Source organism: Mucilaginibacter sp., assembly GCF_039935595.1.
Classification (GTDB): Bacteria; Bacteroidota; Bacteroidia; order Sphingobacteriales; family Sphingobacteriaceae; genus Mucilaginibacter.
This window is the reverse complement of sequence record NZ_JBDTJZ010000210.1, coordinates 1-16,499: the sequence shown is the minus strand read 5'-3', so window position 1 is coordinate 16,499 and position 16,499 is coordinate 1. Positions and strand designations below refer to the sequence as shown.

The 16,499-nt window shown below is 42.3% G+C and carries 14 protein-coding genes and 1 tRNA gene; 5 read left to right on the top strand and 10 right to left on the bottom strand.

Annotated elements, in window-relative coordinates; all coding sequences use genetic code 11:
* Both ABI367_RS15020 and ABI367_RS15015 read right to left on the bottom strand, forming a co-directional pair.
* A partial coding sequence (locus ABI367_RS15020; RefSeq protein WP_462232137.1) for a 3-dehydroquinate synthase occupies nt 1-664 on the bottom strand: 664 nt, incomplete at its 3' end.
* A gap of 5 nt (nt 665-669) precedes the next feature.
* A complete protein-coding gene (locus tag ABI367_RS15015; protein WP_462232135.1) occupies nt 670-876 on the bottom strand; it encodes an RNA-binding S4 domain-containing protein in 207 nt (68 codons plus the stop codon).
* 76 nt (nt 877-952) lie between these two features.
* Here ABI367_RS15015 and ABI367_RS15010 point away from each other — a divergent pair, with 76 nt between their 5' ends.
* Nucleotides 953-2,113, top strand: a complete 1,161-nt coding sequence (locus tag ABI367_RS15010; RefSeq protein WP_462232133.1) for a proline dehydrogenase family protein — start codon at nt 953-955, stop codon at nt 2,111-2,113.
* Here the strand turns inward: ABI367_RS15010 and ABI367_RS15005 are convergent, their stop codons facing one another.
* Nucleotides 2,114-2,749 (bottom strand): HAD family hydrolase, encoded by a 636-nt coding sequence (locus tag ABI367_RS15005; RefSeq protein WP_462232131.1) that lies wholly within the window; start codon nt 2,747-2,749, stop codon nt 2,114-2,116. It lies immediately after the preceding gene.
* 103 nt (nt 2,750-2,852) lie between these two features.
* On the opposite strand from ABI367_RS15005, the gene ABI367_RS15000 reads away from it, so the two are divergent.
* From ABI367_RS15000 to ABI367_RS14985, 4 genes are all read left to right on the top strand, one after another.
* Nucleotides 2,853-3,866: a YncE family protein gene (locus tag ABI367_RS15000; protein ID WP_462232129.1), complete on the top strand. Its 1,014-nt coding sequence runs from the start codon at nt 2,853-2,855 to the stop codon at nt 3,864-3,866.
* Nucleotides 3,867-3,956: 90 nt separating this feature from the next.
* Nucleotides 3,957-4,030: transfer RNA gene (locus ABI367_RS14995), tRNA-Ile, on the top strand.
* 134 nt (nt 4,031-4,164) lie between these two features.
* The gene (locus tag ABI367_RS14990; protein WP_462258098.1) at nt 4,165-4,887 is read left to right on the top strand and encodes a 3-keto-disaccharide hydrolase; all 723 of its coding nucleotides are present in this window, start codon (nt 4,165-4,167) and stop codon (nt 4,885-4,887) included.
* A gap of 166 nt (nt 4,888-5,053) precedes the next feature.
* Nucleotides 5,054-7,420, top strand: a complete 2,367-nt coding sequence (locus ABI367_RS14985; protein WP_462232123.1) for a glycoside hydrolase family 95 protein — start codon at nt 5,054-5,056, stop codon at nt 7,418-7,420.
* Nucleotides 7,421-7,489: 69 nt separating this feature from the next.
* Here ABI367_RS14985 and ABI367_RS14980 read toward each other — a convergent pair whose 3' ends face one another.
* The 7 genes from ABI367_RS14980 to ABI367_RS14950 all read right to left on the bottom strand — a co-directional run.
* Nucleotides 7,490-7,867 carry a SpoIIAA family protein gene (locus tag ABI367_RS14980; RefSeq protein WP_462232121.1) on the bottom strand — a complete coding sequence of 126 codons (378 nt, stop codon included), beginning with the start codon at nt 7,865-7,867 and terminating at the stop codon, nt 7,490-7,492.
* Nucleotides 7,868-8,384: 517 nt separating this feature from the next.
* Nucleotides 8,385-9,110, bottom strand: a complete 726-nt coding sequence (locus ABI367_RS14975; RefSeq protein WP_462232119.1) for a hypothetical protein — start codon at nt 9,108-9,110, stop codon at nt 8,385-8,387.
* A gap of 141 nt (nt 9,111-9,251) precedes the next feature.
* The gene (locus tag ABI367_RS14970; protein ID WP_462232117.1) at nt 9,252-9,935 is read right to left on the bottom strand and encodes a hypothetical protein; all 684 of its coding nucleotides are present in this window, start codon (nt 9,933-9,935) and stop codon (nt 9,252-9,254) included.
* Nucleotides 9,936-9,938: 3 nt separating this feature from the next.
* Nucleotides 9,939-12,338, bottom strand: coding sequence for a glycoside hydrolase family 2 protein (locus tag ABI367_RS14965; RefSeq protein ID WP_462232115.1), 2,400 nt, complete (start codon nt 12,336-12,338; stop codon nt 9,939-9,941).
* A 110-nt stretch (nt 12,339-12,448) separates the two neighbouring features.
* Nucleotides 12,449-14,311, bottom strand: coding sequence for a glycoside hydrolase family 97 protein (locus ABI367_RS14960; RefSeq protein WP_462232113.1), 1,863 nt, complete (start codon nt 14,309-14,311; stop codon nt 12,449-12,451).
* Nucleotides 14,312-14,325: 14 nt separating this feature from the next.
* A complete protein-coding gene (locus tag ABI367_RS14955; RefSeq protein ID WP_462232111.1) occupies nt 14,326-15,147 on the bottom strand; it encodes an alpha/beta hydrolase in 822 nt (273 codons plus the stop codon).
* 115 nt (nt 15,148-15,262) lie between these two features.
* Nucleotides 15,263-16,499, bottom strand: a 1,237-nt coding sequence (locus ABI367_RS14950) for a vitamin K epoxide reductase family protein (RefSeq protein ID WP_462232109.1), incomplete at its 5' end; no start/stop codon positions are given.

The window sequence follows — 16,499 nt, the reverse complement described above, 5'->3', positions numbered from 1 at the left end:
GGTAAATTAACTCGGCAGTTGGTTGGGTAAGATCACTTGTTTTAAGTTGATCCCAGTAGGCTACATCGCAAATTAAACCATGCTTCAGCATTTCGGCTAAACCTGAAAGTATCTGGCGTTCAGGTAGCGTTTTTAGGAAATCATCGCTAATAAACACTGCTTTTGGCTGGGTAAATGTGCCGATGATGTTTTTAATACTATCAATATCTATCCCGGTTTTGCCACCAACAGATGCATCTACTTGTGAAAGTAGCGTAGTAGGTACGTGTACAAAATCTATCCCGCGCTTAAAGGTTGATGCAGCAAAGCCACCAAGGTCGCTAATTACTCCGCCACCCAGGTTTACCATTAAGCTTCTGCGGTCGGCACCAAAATCAATCAGCATTTTCCAAACACCAATGCAAAAATCAATATCTTTGCTTTCTTCTCCGGCGTTAATTTCAATAATATCAAAAGCTCTGTCGCCAATGGCTTCTTTAACCAACGGCAGGCAATGCTCACCTGTGTTTTCATCGGTTAAAATAAAAAGTTTTGAATATTTGCCATTGTCAATAAACCTCGTCAGTTCATTAAGGCTGTTTTCAAAATATATATTGTAATTATTGCTCTCGATTGTATCCATAATATCAATAGCGCTGTCGCTATAAATTGTATCCGTACCCATAAAAATTATATCACCTTTATCGTCTCACCATTAAATTCAACTACATCGCCTTTTTTTACTTTAAGACGTTTGCGATAGTCAACCGCGCCATTGTATTTTACTTCGCCCTCAGTTACAACTATTTGCGCCTCGCCACCGGTTTGTACCAGATTAGCCGCTTTTAATAATTGTATCATCGGAATATAGTCGCCGTTAAGTTTAAATTCTATCATGCGGTGGCAAAAATAAACTATTCGCACAATATTGGGTTATGTAAGTAGTATTTTTGTTGACGGTTAACTGATATGTATGAATTTTGAAAATACCGAAATTGCTTTTAAACACTATAGCAATGCTGCTTTAAACCGCGCCTACTGGCTATTTAAGGTAATAAACAATAACCTTTTAGTAAAGGTTGGCCCCCCGCTAACCAATTTCGCTGTTAAAATTAGGTTACCCATTAAGGGCCTGATAAAGGCCACCATATTTAAACATTTTTGCGGCGGCGAAACTATTGCCGAATGCGGCATCACTATTAAAAGCCTGTATGAAGGCGGCGTTTGTACCATATTGGATTATTCGGTAGAGGGCGAGGATGAAGAACAGGTTTTTGATAATACCCGCGACGAGATTATCCGCACTATTACCCGTGCAACCGAAGATAAAGCGGTACCCATAACCGTGTTTAAAGTAACAGGGATAGCGAGGTTTGCACTGCTGGAAAAATTGGATGCAGGTATGCCATTAACTCCTGCAGAAAAGCAAGAATGGCAAAACGTACAAAATCGCGTAGCTGCCATTTGCGAAAAAGCGCATGCAAGTGATGTGCCCGTAATGATTGATGCCGAAGAGACATGGATACAAAAAGCGATTGATCAACTGGCGCTAAATATGATGCAGCGTTATAATAAAGGAAGAGCCATTGTATATAATACCTACCAGTTGTACCGGCATGATAAATTGCGCTCTTTAATTGACGATCATGTTTTTGCAGTAAGCGAGGGCTTTATTTTAGGGGCCAAACTGGTTCGTGGGGCTTACATGGAAAAGGAGCGCGCGCGAGCGGCTGAAATGGTATACCCATCCCCAATACAGCCGGATAAAGAAGCTACCGACAGGGATTATAATGATGCCCTGGTTTATTGTATTGATCATAACAGCGAAATAGCCGTGGTAGCCGGTACCCATAATGAAGATAGCTGCCGTTTGCTGACTGAATTGATAACCGAGAAACACATCGACCCCAAAAATGAAAATGTTTACTTTGCACAATTGCTGGGCATGAGCGATAATTTAAGTTTTAACCTGGCTCATGCCAATTATAATGTAGCTAAATATGTGCCCTACGGCCCTGTTGAGGCTGTATTACCCTACCTGTTTAGGCGTGCGCAGGAAAATACATCTATATCCGGCCAAATGAGCCGAGAGTTGGGTTTGATTGTTAAGGAAAAGAAACGACGCAGGTTATAACTATTGCAACAAGCCGTTCGCTTTAAAAAACTCCTGAATGTTATCGGGGGCGGTCATTAAATAAGTTTGCATACCCAGTTTCTTAGCGGTTTCCAAATGCTGCGGGCTACCATCAATAAATAGGGTCTCGGCCGGGTCGAGGTTGTTTTCGTGCAACACCTGCTCAAAAATTTCGGGCTCTGGTTTACGTTTGCCTGTTAGGTGCGAGTAATAAACCTTTTCAAACAAATGATCATTTTTGGGTATGCCAAATTCTTCTTGCAGATATTGGTGTACATAATCATAATGAATGGCATTGATATTACTTAGCAAAAACGTACGGTACTTTGCGTTAACTTTTTGAAGTAATTCATGATTTCCGGGTGGTATGCCTACGAATATAGCGTTCCAGGCATCATCTATTTGCTGGTCGGTTAAATCAGGTTTTTGTGATATCTCCCTGATGCGGTCGCGGAAATCGGCCGGGCTGATCTCGCCCCGCTCCAATAAATTGAATACCGGGTCTTGCTGACGGTGACCATAAAATTCGTGCGCATTGGTTATGCCCAAATTTTTCCAGGCCTGTTGTACCCGGGTGAAGTCGATATCAAATATTACGTTGCCGTAGTCGAAAATGATGTTTTTGATGCTTTGCATAATTGCAGCAAATATGTATAAATACAGGCGTATAGTAAAGCGTAATCAGCTACAGAATTACTACAGTTTTTTTAACTAAATAGCATAAAAAAAACCAATTATCATGAACCCAATTAAAAAATTATCCATTTTAAATCTATTTTTCAGTGTGGCGTTAAGTCTGTCCGCCGCCGCGCAAACTAAAACCGGTTTTCATATTATAAAAGATATCCCTATTCACAGTTCAGGCGGCTGGGATTATATTAATGTGGATGGCGAGGCGAAGCGAATTTATACCTCGCATGGCAACCAGATAAATGTACTTTCAACGGTAACCGGCGACTCGATAGGTTATGTCCCTGCTATGGGTGTGCATGGCGTTGCTTTAGTTAAATCATTAGGGAAAGGTTATATCAGCGCAGGCCGTGCAAATGCGGTGGTGGTGTTTGATTTGAAAACATTTAATGTATTGGCCACTATACCGGTAGGGCAAAACCCCGACGCCATTTTTTATGACGATTACTCAAAAAAAATAATGACCTGCAATGGCCGCAGCAAGGACGCGACTTTTATTGACCCTGTTACCGATAAAGTTGTAGGCACTGTACCCCTGGGCGATAAACCGGAGACCGCGGTATCTGACGGAAAAGGTAAGATATTTATTAATGGCGAAGGCACCAGCAGCATGATAGTAATAGACCCAATAGCCTATAAAGAAATTACCCGCTATAAAATTAACGGCGGCGAAGGCCCGAGCGGGCTGGATATCGACCGTAAAACCAATCGTTTATTTTTAGGCTGTGGTGATACCAAAACAATGGTTGTAATGGATGCATCTAACGGCAAAACCATAGGCACATACCCTATTGGCGGCACCGATGGCGTTGTATTTGACCCGGGGCTGAAAATGGCCTATGCCTCAAACGGCGAAGGTACCATTAGCGCCATAAGAGAAGTGAGTGCTGATAAATTTGAGTTTGTTGAAAATATAGTATCCGAGCCATCAGCCCGTACTATAGGCATTGACCTGGTAACACATAAACTGTATTTGCCTGCTGCTAAAACCGAACCTAACCCTAATGGCGGAAGGCCAAGGCAAATACCCGGTAGCTTTCATATTATAGAAGTAGGAAAGTAACACGTACCAAAAATAAATATTAAAATGTTTTTTTGATTTCAGGCTGCAAATACGCATATTTGCAGCCTGAAATTTTTAGGAATTTCAAGCGCGCCTATAGCTCAGTTGGTTAGAGTAGAAGACTCATAATCTTTTGGTCCCTGGTTCGAGCCCAGGTGGGCGCACAACATATAAAGCCTCTTAGTATATCACTAAGGGGCTTTCTTCGTTTAAGCCGCGTTTGTTAACGCTATTCTTGGTTGTTTTCAGAATATTACTACCTTTATTTACCTGAAAACCAATTATTAAACGTAAACCAATGACCTGCTCAAAAAATAATGCCATTAGCGTAATAAAAAATGCAAAAAGGCAAATGCTTCAATTGTTAACCGTGCTTTTACTGCCGGTAATAATTTATTCAACCGCTTATGCACAGGCTGATACTACCTTAAAAAACACCCTGCCCGCAGGTGGTAAAATGGTGAATGGAAAGCCTGTTGGTAAAGGCTGGGTGGATATGCTGGCCAATGTAAACGACTGGAATTTTGAAAATACCTTCTGGCAGTTAAGCAACCACATGTTACACGGTAGCATAGGTAAAGAAAAAGAACACCACTACAGTTATACAAAAAAAGTATACACCGATTTTGAATTAAACGTAATGATAAAAATGGTGGGAGACGAGGATGCAAACTCGGGGGTGTGTATACGCATTAACCCAACCAGTTGGGACGATGCGCCCGGCTATCAGATAGATATGGGTAAAGGTTACTGGGGATCGTTGTGGGAAGAACGCAGGGGTAACATGGTACAGAAGTTTCCTGACGCGCTGGTGCCCAAAATTGTAAAATTTAACGACTGGAACCATTATTATATAGTAGCCAAAGGACATCATATACAAGCCTGGCTTAACGGTGTTAAAACTATTGACATGGTACATGATGCGGGTTTTAGCAGCGGTAATATCGGCTTTCAACTTTGCCACCTTCATAACCCAACTGTTGTGGATGTAAAATCGCTTTACGTGAGGGAGATAAAGTAGCACATGGTTTTGTTATATTTTTTACATTTTTTTGTGTAAACTTATTTCAGGACAAGACAGTATGCAGATTTTTAGAGGGAAGCAGAAAAATATGGTAATAAAAAAGACCCCATTCATAATTTTTACGATCTTATTTTTAGCATTATTAGGTGAATGCGGGACATCGATGGCACAAAATGTAAATACGTTATGGTATAACAAGCCTGCTGCGCATTTTGAAGAAGCCCTGGTATTAGGAAATGGTAAAACAGGTGCTACTGTTTTTGGCGGTGTTTTATCAGATCAAATTTATCTTAATGATGCTACCTTATGGTCGGGCGAACCGGTTGACCCCTACATGAACCCGGATGCATACAAGCATATTCCCGAAATTAGGGAGGCATTGAGTAATGAAAATTATAAACTGGCTGATAGGTTAAATAGAAGCATTCAAGGAAAATTTTCTGAGTCTTATGCTCCTTTAGGCACTATGATGCTCACATTTAAGCATCATAGCGAATATAAAAATTACCGCCGGGAATTGGATATAAATAAAGCTATTGCAACAGTTAGTTATGATGCAGACGATGTACATTACACACGCAGGTACTTTGTTTCACATCCGGATAAAGTAATGGTTGTTAAACTGTCAGCAAGTAAAAAAGGTGCTTTAAATTTTACTGTTTCATTTAAAAGCCTGTTAAAATATACATCATCCGGTGCAGATAACATATTGCAGGTAAATGGTTATGCTCCCTACCATGTTGCTCCCGATTATTGGAGAGAGACAGAGCCAATTAAGTTTGATGAAACCCGGGGAACAAGATTTTCATCGTACTTTAAAATTAAAAACACAGGTGGGCACGTTATTGTTTCTGACAGTACCATACAGGTAAACAATGCCGACGAGGCCATATTATTCGTGTCAACCGCGACAAGTTTTAATGGTTTTGACAAAGATCCGGCAAAAAATGGGTTGAATAACAAAGCTCTGGCTAAAAAGCAATTGGATGATGCTTTTAAAATAAGTTACCCGATGCTTAATAAAAATCATGTAGCCGATTATCAAAAGTATTTTAAAAGAGTGACGTTTGATCTTGCTCAAAATACTATACCTGATTTGCCTACGGATGAACGCCTTAAAGCATATACCAAAGGGGCTGATGATAAAAACCTGGAAATTTTATATTTTCAATATGGTCGCTATTTGTTGATATCAAGTTCCAGAACTCCTGGTGTGCCTGCAAATTTACAGGGAATATGGAACCCTTATATACGCCCGCCCTGGAGTAGTAATTATACCATGAATATTAATGTGGAAGAGAATTATTGGATGGCCGAGTCTGCCAACCTATCTGAAATGCATATGCCTTTTTTAAGTTTTATTGGTAACCTGGCAACCACAGGTAAAGTTACTGCCAAAACATTTTATGGTATAAACAGGGGATGGGCATCGGCACATAATTCTGATATATGGGCCATGAGTAATCCGGTGGGTGATTTTGGAAAAAGCGACCCCACCTGGGCCAACTGGAACATGAGCGGAACATGGGCGGTAACACATCTTTGGGATCATTACTTATACACCGGCGACAGGGATTTTTTAAAAGGATATGCCTATCCGCTAATGAAGGGCGCCGCCATGTTTTGTTTAGACTGGCTGGTAAAAGACAAGCAAGGTTATTTAATTACATCGCCGTCAACCTCTCCCGAAAACAATTATGTTACGCCTGATGGTTATAAAGGCGGAACACTATATGGCTCAACTGCCGACCTTGCCATGATAAGGGAATGTTTTAACCAAACCATACAGGCAGCAGAGGAATTGAAAGTGGATAAAGGTTTTAGGGATAGTTTAAAAACAGCTTTAAATCAACTATACCCTTACCAGATTGGGAAGAACGGAAATTTGCAGGAGTGGTACCATGACTGGAAAGATGCCGATCCGCAACATCGTCACCAAAGTCATTTATATGGCTTATATCCCGGCCATCAAATAACGCCTTTAAAAACGCCGCAATTGGCGCAGGCAGCTAAAAAGACCCTCGAAATAAGGGGGGATAATACTACCGGGTGGTCAAAGGGCTGGCGCATTAATCTTTGGGCCCGGCTTGGTGATGGCAACCATGCTTATAAAATGTATAGGGAGTTGCTTAATTATGTAGAGCCCGATGGGGCAAAAAATATTAACTATACAGGTGGTGGCGGTACTTATCCTAATTTATTGGATGCGCATCCGCCTTTCCAGATAGATGGGAATTTTGGTGGTGCCGCAGGTGTTATCGAGATGCTGCTACAATCAGACGACCACGACATTTATTTATTACCCGCCCGGCCCGACGCCTGGAAAACGGGCACAATTTCGGGTATTTGCGCACGCGGGGGCTTTGAGGTTTCCATGAAATGGCAAAACGGAATTTTGCAAGAAGCGGAAGTACTATCCAAAAATGGAAAAATAGGCCATTTACATTATAACGGCAAGTCACTAACAATCAATACCAAAAAAGGCGGTCGTTATAAAATTAATGCCGATTTTAAAGTAATGAATAAGTAATACTCGAGGGAGCGGGACATTCCGTCGCGTTCCTTTCAGGAAACCCCGCGCGGCTTGAACAGTTTTTTGTCAGGCAACAGTTGCTTTAGTCCCAGAAGCCCACTGTACCGCCTTTTCAAATTCGCTCACCTTAAACGTTTTCATATCTCCCGGGTAAGCAAAATCAAAAGTATTAGCAACAGTGCTTATATTTTCCTCGTCTGTTACAATTGCTACCCGCTCCCATTTGGAATAATGTTTCAACGCCAATTTGAAGTCATCCCACCACACGCCAATGGTTAAATGACTCAGCGGCGTTTTAATGACTGCCAAATAGTTAATCTTGTTTTTCTTTTTTACCAGTTTTTCCACTTCGGGAAAAATGGTATCGTATTCTTTTTTAGTTACCTCGCCGCTTAGTTCGACGCCCACCATATTGTCCGGCAGGTTGTGAAGTATTTGTATCATAATATTTATGTTTTATATAAAAATCACAAACGAGGACCGTTTTTGTTTCTGAAAATATGAAAAAGTGAAGAAAAATAAACAACATAAGAATCAATGCCCATGTTGGTGTTGTTAGGTAACCATATATATGCTAGACCATGAGGGGACTTGAAGGAATTAGTTAGTAAGCAGGTATATAATTTAAGGGTTAACACAACTTAACACATTTCGGCGTATTTTTTGATTTAATTATTTGATATTCAGACTATTAAGTAAAAAATCAGGTCAAAATGTGTTAACCATGTTTTTTATACAAATAAGGTGGCAGAACCGCCCATTGGTTTAAGTGTAGCGCTGTATAACCTGGTTACATAATACATTGTATTTCAGCTTAATAAGACAAGAAGATGCTTGCCGAATTGTAGGACGAAGTTGAAACCTGGACCAGGTAGGGGGGATATAGGAAATTCAATAAATATTAGGTTACATGTCGGTGACAACAGGTATATAGTCTCCTGATAACACCAACAAATTGCGACTAATAAACCTTTTTAATGATTTCCATGGCTGCGTCATGGGCTTCGCCAGTAGTCTCAAATTCTTGTTTAAAAAAGTAAAATAAAGCGATCTGATGCTTTGGAAATTCAAGGAATATAAATTCATCGATGGTGTGAAAAAAGTGAAACCCCTTATTACTGGTTTTAAACACAACAAGCGAATTGAGATGGTTGTACTTTTTGGCAACAGAAAGGCGTTTCAGGGAACGTCGAATTGCTGATAGTACTTGAAATGGAGAATAGTCTTTGTTTTGTAAAAGCATATAAAGTGGAAAATCCATCAAGTAGTCTACCTTCTCCGCGTTTTTGGGCACTAAAAACTTTCGGGTGATATTGAATATCTGGAACTTATAGTCTATCAGTTCGAGCCATCGAATAATATATTGTGTTTCATTCCATTCGAATGGATCAGTTGAAACATCTCGGTTTTCAAATAATCCCTGAATGGTTTTTTCAAGGTCATTGAGTAATTCAGCATTACATTTTGCGCAGGCAGGGATAGTCGCTTTGTTATAACTTTGATCCAAACCGTTCAGGTTTACGGTAAAGAAGGCGTTAGTGCTTCCGGAGAATACCCAACGAGGTATCATGTGTTCCTTAGTAATATTTTCATTGCTGCCGCAAAACATGCATATCTTACTTTCGGATGGTTTGACAGCTTTGTCATTTTCACGCAGCACATGATTTCGATCTATGTAATCGATCACACTCTTAACATTTTTCCGAACGTTTCGTCTGAAATGCTGTGCCTTCGTAATCATTGTCTTCGATAAATTAAGTATTATGCCTATGTTGGTGTTGTAACCAACATGTAACGTAAATACTTTAAAGACATCGGTTTGTATTTATTAAGCTCTTTTGATGTCAAAACCCTGTAAATAAGATATTTTCCATTTCCCATACTCTTTGGTCACATTGAATTTATAGGTAACGGTTCTCCAATCGGGTGATACGCCTTTAGGTAAGCTACCCCACGTCCAATACATTTTACCGCCTTCGCTGTTTAATTCAATAATATGTACATCAACTAAGTTATAAGCGTTAGGGCTTTCGTAGGGTACGTCCTGGCAATCGCACCAGGGGTCAGCGTCAGTATTGAAACCGAAAGGGGGTATTTCTCCTGTCGAAAAAGGCGCAATCTTCTTATTTTTCATCCGCCTATCAAGCATTTGAACGATTTGGTTGTAGTTATTGATAAACTCTTCAGAAAAAAAACCTGTAGTTTTCAAACTATCATCAACTCCTTTGAGTTTGGTTAAATCAAAGCCTGTAACTGTACTATCCTGCCGATTTATAACAAATGGGAGTAAGTCCGGAACCCCTTTATGATCTTCCGCCCATAAAAGCAAGCTACGAATGAGTGTTTGAATATCCTGTTTATCCTTTGTGGTATCCGACGTTACCGGAGCATTAACTTTTAAAATCGCATTAACTTGCGTTTCATTTGCTTTTGGTTTACCGCTTTCATTACATCCAAATATGCAAACTATTAAAGCCGCTAAAGCAAATCTAACGTAGATTCTTAATATCATTGCCTATTTCCTCCCCACCACTACAACCAATTCCCCGGTTTGTAAATCGGCTGCCTCAGCTTTTAATTTGATGCTTCCGGATTTATTGTTTTTTAATGGTCGCAAAATAGCCAGTGCTTGTCCGCGGTAGGTTTTGCAAACGGGGCTGTTAACACTTTCCATATCATTAGGGCTGGCACTGCCGCTTCCGGCTATTTCGCCATCGCCGGCAACGCTTAGTTTAACAGGGATATCAGCATCAGGTATAATGTTTCCGGCTGCATCGGTTATGGCTATCTTTACGTACGAAAGATCGTTACGGTCTGCTTTTATATTGGTTCTGTCGGCAATCAATTTAATTTTTGCGGGTTTACCTGTGGTTGACAGTTGTTTTGATGCTACTTCCTTACCATCCTTTATGGCGATGGCCTTTAGCACTCCCGGCTGGTACGGCACTTTAAAGGCGGCTATCAGTTTAGTATCCTCACCTGATCTTTGCTCGCCAATTACTTTGCCATTTAACTCCAGGCGGATAAGCGGGTAATTTGAAAACACGCGTACGTCCATCATTTTTCCCTCGTTCCCGGCCCAGTTCCAGTTTTGCCATTCATTGGGCCAGCCCCATTGGCTCACTATTTCTTTTTTCCCTTCGGGGATAGGTGCATGCACAGTTATCTCCATCATACTATTCTCCCAAAGTACATCACGGTAAAGCATTTGGGGCTTTTTTGATCCCGTAATATCTATATCTCCGCAAAAACCATTAAACCATGGAAATTGCTTTAATAAACCCCTGCCCGGCTCGTCGCTTAACCGACTGTTCCCTAACCCGGTTTCGCCAAAGTAATCCATAGCCGTCCAAACAAAATCACCTATAACATAGGGGTTTTTCTTAACCTGCATCCAGTACTCAAAAGCATCTTTAGGGTATGATTCAGTCCCCATCATTACACGCTCAGGGTGTAGTTTATGGTCCGATTCATACTCCGAACGCATATAGTTATACCCACCAACATCAAGCATGGCAAATGCCGGTATAGTGCTTTCCCATTTATAATTAGGGTGATCATAAAAACTGCATATCGCCTCTGTAACCGGTCGTGTATTATCAAGGCGCTTTACCTCGGCCACCAGCCGCTTTTCAATAGCAAGGCCAAGCGAATCTACCCGCTCATTAATTTCATTGCCTATACTCCAGAAAATAACCGACGGGTGGTTCCTGTCGCGGTATATTAATGACTGCAGATCTTTTTGCCACCAATCTTTAAAATACAGGTGATAATCCTGCGCATTTTTCTGCCTTTCCCACATATCAAAAGCTTCATCAATCACCAGCACACCGTTTCGGTCGCAGGCATCTAAAAATTGCTTTGATGGTGGGTTATGGCTGGTGCGTATGGCATTGAAGCCATTGGCCTTCATCAGTTCTACCCGGCGCTCTTCGGCCCTGTCTATCGTTGCCGAACCTAAAAAGCCATTGTCATTATGCATGCAGCCGCCTTTTAACAATACCCTTTTACCATTTAAGGTGAACCCGGTACTGGCATCAAAATGAATGGTGCGTATTCCAAAAGTGGCCTTGCTTTTATCGGTAACTTTGCCGTTGGCAAATACTTCTACCTCGGCAGTATACAGATCAGGCTTTTCAACCGACCATGCTTTGGGTTTACTAACATTTAAATATTGTGTTATTTGCTTATCTGCCCCGGCAACCTGCATAGGGGGCGCTTTTACAATTTGAACAACTTTCCCATCCGGCCCGATTAGCTTAACCGACAATTGAACCGTCGCATTCTTTCCTGTCTCATTATCCAGACTTGCCGATACTTTGATCCTGGCTTTATCTGCCGATAAGCTTTCCGTTGTCACCCATACGCCATCTTGTTCTATATGAACAGGCTGTTTGCTCACCAGCCATACATGCCTGTAAATTCCCGACCCGCTATACCAGCGTGAAGTTTTACCCTCATTCTGCACTTTAACGGCTATTATATTGGGTTGTCCGTTTGGTTTTACAGCGTTGCTTATATCAACATCAAAAGCCGTATATCCGTACGGATGAGTGGCTAATAATTTACCGTTAACCCATACCTCGCAATTCATATATACACCATCAAACCTTATCAGCGATTGCTTATAGGGACTTCCTGCTTTTAAAGTAAAGGTTTTTCTGTACCAGGCGGTACCGCCTAAGGTATACCCCGTAGCAGTCGCACCTGGACTTTTCCTGGTAAACGGACCTATAACTTCGCCGGGCGATTGGTTTGGCAGGGGCTCGATGCTCCAGTCGTGCGGCAAATCAACCACCCGCCATGACCTGTCATCAAACGTATTTGTTTCTGCTCCGGTCGCATCTCCCTTATAAAACTTCCAGTTCTCATCAAACAAGGTTTCTGACCGTGGGGTTTGCGCATTTGATTTCATTATGATAATCAAGCAAAAAGCGGATAACAATAGGAGTTTGGTATATGATCTCATGGTTTAGTCAGGTAATTATTCAATGTTACTGAATGTTTATATATCTGTAATAATAGTTACATCCTCGCCACAAATCCACCACTCGGACGCAATTTAATAGTCAACACATCTTTGTTACTTACGGTTTGTTCTTTACGGTCAACGCTGGTATTGGTATCGCCATCATAAACCAGTGTGGCTTTGGTTGGTTTGGTTAAAAAATCAAGCGGTATTTTTACTTCCTGCTCGGTGCCGCCGTTCATTACGCCAATCCACCAGGTGGTGCCTTTACGGCGGGCAAAAGCAACCACATCGCCCATGCTGGTGCAGTTAAGCACGCGGGTTTCATCCCACACGGTAGGCACCTGCTGAAACAGGTCAAACATCGGGCTATCCAGATAAAACTGATACTGATCGGCAAAATGTATAATAGGCGACAGGTACACAATGGCCTGCGCAAACTCGTGCGGCCAGGTAAATTTGGTGGTGGTTAATTCCTTAGGGTTCAGTATTACCGAGGTAAAGTCGGCAGGGCCGGCCAGCAGGCGGGTAAATGGTACGGTAATATCATGTTGTGGCGGCATCACACGGTGGTAGCGGGTCATGTGGTATTCGTTGCCGCGTATGGCTTCGCGGGTAATATCGTTAGGGTAGGTGCGGCGCAGGCCGGTAGGTTTTACGCTACCATGAAAGTTAAGCAGCAAATGCAGGTCGGCACATTCCTGCTGGGTTTCGGCATACCATTGCATAATTTCGGCAGTGGCATCGGGTATAAAATCTATTTTAATACCATCGGCCCCAACAGCTTTAACTTTTTCCAGATAAGCCTTGCGGTCCGCAGCTTTCCGAAACTCTTTAGAGTCCACCCAGATAATGGATTTTACGCCAACGGTTTTGCCATAGTCTACTACTTCTTTTAATAGCGTCCATTGGTCCTTGCCGGGTTGTTTCCAGTAGCGCCAGCCATCGTCAACCAGGTAGTATTCCCATTTTAATTTAGCGGCGGCATCATACCAGTTTTTCTGGTCCTCATACTTTGGCGAGCCAACGCTCCACCATTGCCACATACTACGACCGGGTTTAACCCACGAAAAATCCGATCCCTTTGCAGGGGCGGGGCATAGGTTGGTGATAAGGTCGGAGTTAACCAACGCGTTCAATGACCGTGCTACCAATGTAGTGCGCCACGGCGATACCGCCTTGCCGTGGTACGTGCCATTTAAAACGGCGGTAGGCGGCTTTATTTCCCAGCCCTTTTTAGCGAATGGAAAGTTTGCGCTCAGCACATTGCCGTTACGCATTAATGCCATATCCGAAAAGGTTTCGCAGTCGGCCTCGGTTATGGAAACATAGTAGCCGTTGGTTTGAAACGTAACGGGTGCCATAATGGTTTTCCCTTCGGGGACCTTCTCAAAAGGCGTAACATAGTTAAGGCCCTCATAGCTTTGCGAATAATCGGCCCAGGCAATTTTGGTGATATTATCGGGCAGCGTCCATGCGGTATGGTCGGCATCAATACGTTTTATATCAGCGGGTAGGGTATAACGGATAGCTACACCATCATTATAAACCCTAACTATAAGGCTATATTTTTTACCGGCTCCTGTTACGGGTATTTCGGCTTCCACCGCGTGGTTATGCGCTATGGGGTGGTTACCTAAAATGCTATAGGTTTCGTTTATCTGACTCAATTTTGCAGCGCCAGTTATGCGGGCATCAGTGCCAAGGTCTGCACTATCAGCCATTAAACCCAATGCTGATGTTTTAATAATTGGCGTACTGCCTGCATTAACCGAGTACACCAATTTTTTATCGGCAGTAAAAACGGTTAGTTTTAGTTTTTTATCAGGACTGCTAATAGTAACAGACTGCTTTTGCGCAAATACACCTGTTGTAATAGTTAACAGCAAACAGGTAAAAAGGATGTTTATATTTTTCATTTTAAGCAGATATTTTATTTATTGTTTTTTTTGAAAAAGGTATCGAAGTATAGCATCTGGTATTTTACAGAGTTTGTCCAATAGGGCCAGTTATGCGCCCCCGGGCGAACGATGAAATCATGCGGGATATTCAGCTCCAACAGTTTATCGTGCAACTCGGTGTTTACTTTATAAAAAAAGTCCTCGCTACCGCAATCAAATATAATAGCCAGCGAGTTTGGCGTTAGTAGATGCAATTGGTTAATAACAGTGTACTTGTTCCAGTTATCAGGGTTTTGCGCGTAGCTGCCTAATCGTTTGGCCATGTCCCAGTTGTTAGGAAAGGGGCGTATATCAACCCCGCCGCTCATGCTGCCCGCTGCGCCAAACAGATCCTGATGGCGTATGCCCAGGTACAGCCCGCCGTGCCCGCCCATGCTTAAGCCGGTTATGGCTCTGCCGTTACGATTTTTTATAGTTTTATAGTTCTTATCCACAAAGGGAACCAGCTCTTTGGTGATATAGGTTTCGTATTGGTAGGTAGGGTCAACCGGACTGTCCCAATACCAACTGGTGACGCCACCATCGGCACAAACGATGATGATGTTGTACAAGTCGGCATTGGCCGCTACGTTGCCGCCTTTTTTTACCCAGTCACTGTAATCGCCGCCTGCGCCATGCAATAAATATACTACCGGGTATTGTTTGCCGGCTGCATAGTTGTCCGGGGTAATAATTACGGCTTTAATGTTCTTTTTCATCACATCGCTGTGAGTGACAACGGTGTCAACTTTGGCTGCTTTTACAGTAATGGAAAACGCTATTAAACAAAGCAATAGCAGCAGGTTTCTCTTCATGGCATTAAGTTATTGGTTTGTAATTGGTACAAATTGGCCGCGATGCAGCGCGCCATAAAGCTATTATAAAAATTAAAATTATTAAAGCTTTTATTGCCAATGATATTTATCTTGATCAAGGCTTTGGTACAGACAAGCTTTTTTGTAAAATATTAATCAGATCATCTGCATTTGTCAGTTCGGGAATAACCCAATTGGAGCCAAACATCAGCTTAGGTACACCACCCCGGCCGGTTTTTACGGTTTCGCCATAAAGCTGCACAGAGGCTTGGATATACTGTTGTACCACGAGTGATGACGATGCCGTATCAAATTTTGCCTGTCCTATCAATTCAATAGCTTTTGCCTTTGCGGCTTCGGTGCTGCGGGGCTGCCATTCGTTACCGGCATCTGCGGTAAACATCCATTTATCAAAATCGGCAAATGCTTTATGATTGGCAAACCAAACCGTCATGCCAATTTTAGCCAGATCGCACGAGTTTTTGTATGCGTCTACATCAAACGGGATGTAAGCGTTACATTGTGTATTTAACGGTGCCGGACACAAAACGAAGGCTATCTTGTCATGGTACCGGGATATGACCTGGTTTAACATACCATGTAATTTTTGGCAATGCGGGCAGTTATAATCAAAAAGCACCTTAATGATGTAAGGCGCGTTAGCTGATCCGACGATCGGCGAGTCGGCATTTGAAATTGTGGGTATATCAACAGCCTGCGCTGTTCCATCCTGATAGGCAGCAGGGCGGGTAAAGATGATCTGGCTTGTTGCCAGTAAGGCCGCAACAAGCAGCCCTATGGCCATTGGTTTTATTGCTTTATAATTGGTTGTCTCTTTAACAGCCTGCCTGATAATGATAACAGCTATTAACATACCTATGGTATGTTCTGTTAGGCAATAGGGGCAAAGCTGTCCGATAATAAATTTTTGTACAATGGTGAACCATATAGCCATTCCGGCAAATGCTCCGGCAAGTACCAGCATAACCGTCCATGCCAGTCGCCTGATGGTTGTTTCTGTATCCGTGCCGGTATAAAAAATAGCGATAAGCATGGTAAGGTAAGCGCCCATAGCCATCCCGCTAACGGGTACTTTTCCCGCTATTACAGACCACTTGCTGCTCAATACCTGTTCGCACGGGCCCGACCCATCGCAACCGATAATAGTACCGCCTTTAATAAAATGCCAGCTCAGGATAATACTTATCATTAACGCCGATACATTTAATATTACCAGCGTTAAGCGCCATCCGGGCCATTGGTTAGTTGTTTGTTTTGCGGTATTGATATGTTTATCCTTCACGGTCAAAAATAAAAAACTCCGCGGTACAATTGTAACCGCGGAGATAGAT

Excerpts from the sequence above, each read along its gene's own strand:
- ABI367_RS15015 (WP_462232135.1), bottom strand. The coding sequence starts at position 876 with ATGATAGAATTTAAACTTAACGGCGACTATATTCCGATGATACAATTA.
- ABI367_RS15010 (WP_462232133.1), top strand. The coding sequence starts at position 953 with ATGAATTTTGAAAATACCGAAATTGCTTTTAAACACTATAGCAATGCT.
- ABI367_RS15005 (WP_462232131.1), bottom strand. The coding sequence starts at position 2,749 with ATGCAAAGCATCAAAAACATCATTTTCGACTACGGCAACGTAATATTT.
- ABI367_RS15000 (WP_462232129.1), top strand. The coding sequence starts at position 2,853 with ATGAACCCAATTAAAAAATTATCCATTTTAAATCTATTTTTCAGTGTG.
- ABI367_RS14990 (WP_462258098.1), top strand. The coding sequence starts at position 4,165 with ATGACCTGCTCAAAAAATAATGCCATTAGCGTAATAAAAAATGCAAAA.
- ABI367_RS14985 (WP_462232123.1), top strand. The coding sequence starts at position 5,054 with ATGGCACAAAATGTAAATACGTTATGGTATAACAAGCCTGCTGCGCAT.
- ABI367_RS14980 (WP_462232121.1), bottom strand. The coding sequence starts at position 7,867 with ATGATACAAATACTTCACAACCTGCCGGACAATATGGTGGGCGTCGAA.
- ABI367_RS14970 (WP_462232117.1), bottom strand. The coding sequence starts at position 9,935 with ATGATATTAAGAATCTACGTTAGATTTGCTTTAGCGGCTTTAATAGTT.
- ABI367_RS14965 (WP_462232115.1), bottom strand. The coding sequence starts at position 12,338 with ATGAAATCAAATGCGCAAACCCCACGGTCAGAAACCTTGTTTGATGAG.
- ABI367_RS14960 (WP_462232113.1), bottom strand. The coding sequence starts at position 14,311 with ATGAAAAATATAAACATCCTTTTTACCTGTTTGCTGTTAACTATTACA.
- ABI367_RS14955 (WP_462232111.1), bottom strand. The coding sequence starts at position 15,147 with ATGAAGAGAAACCTGCTGCTATTGCTTTGTTTAATAGCGTTTTCCATT.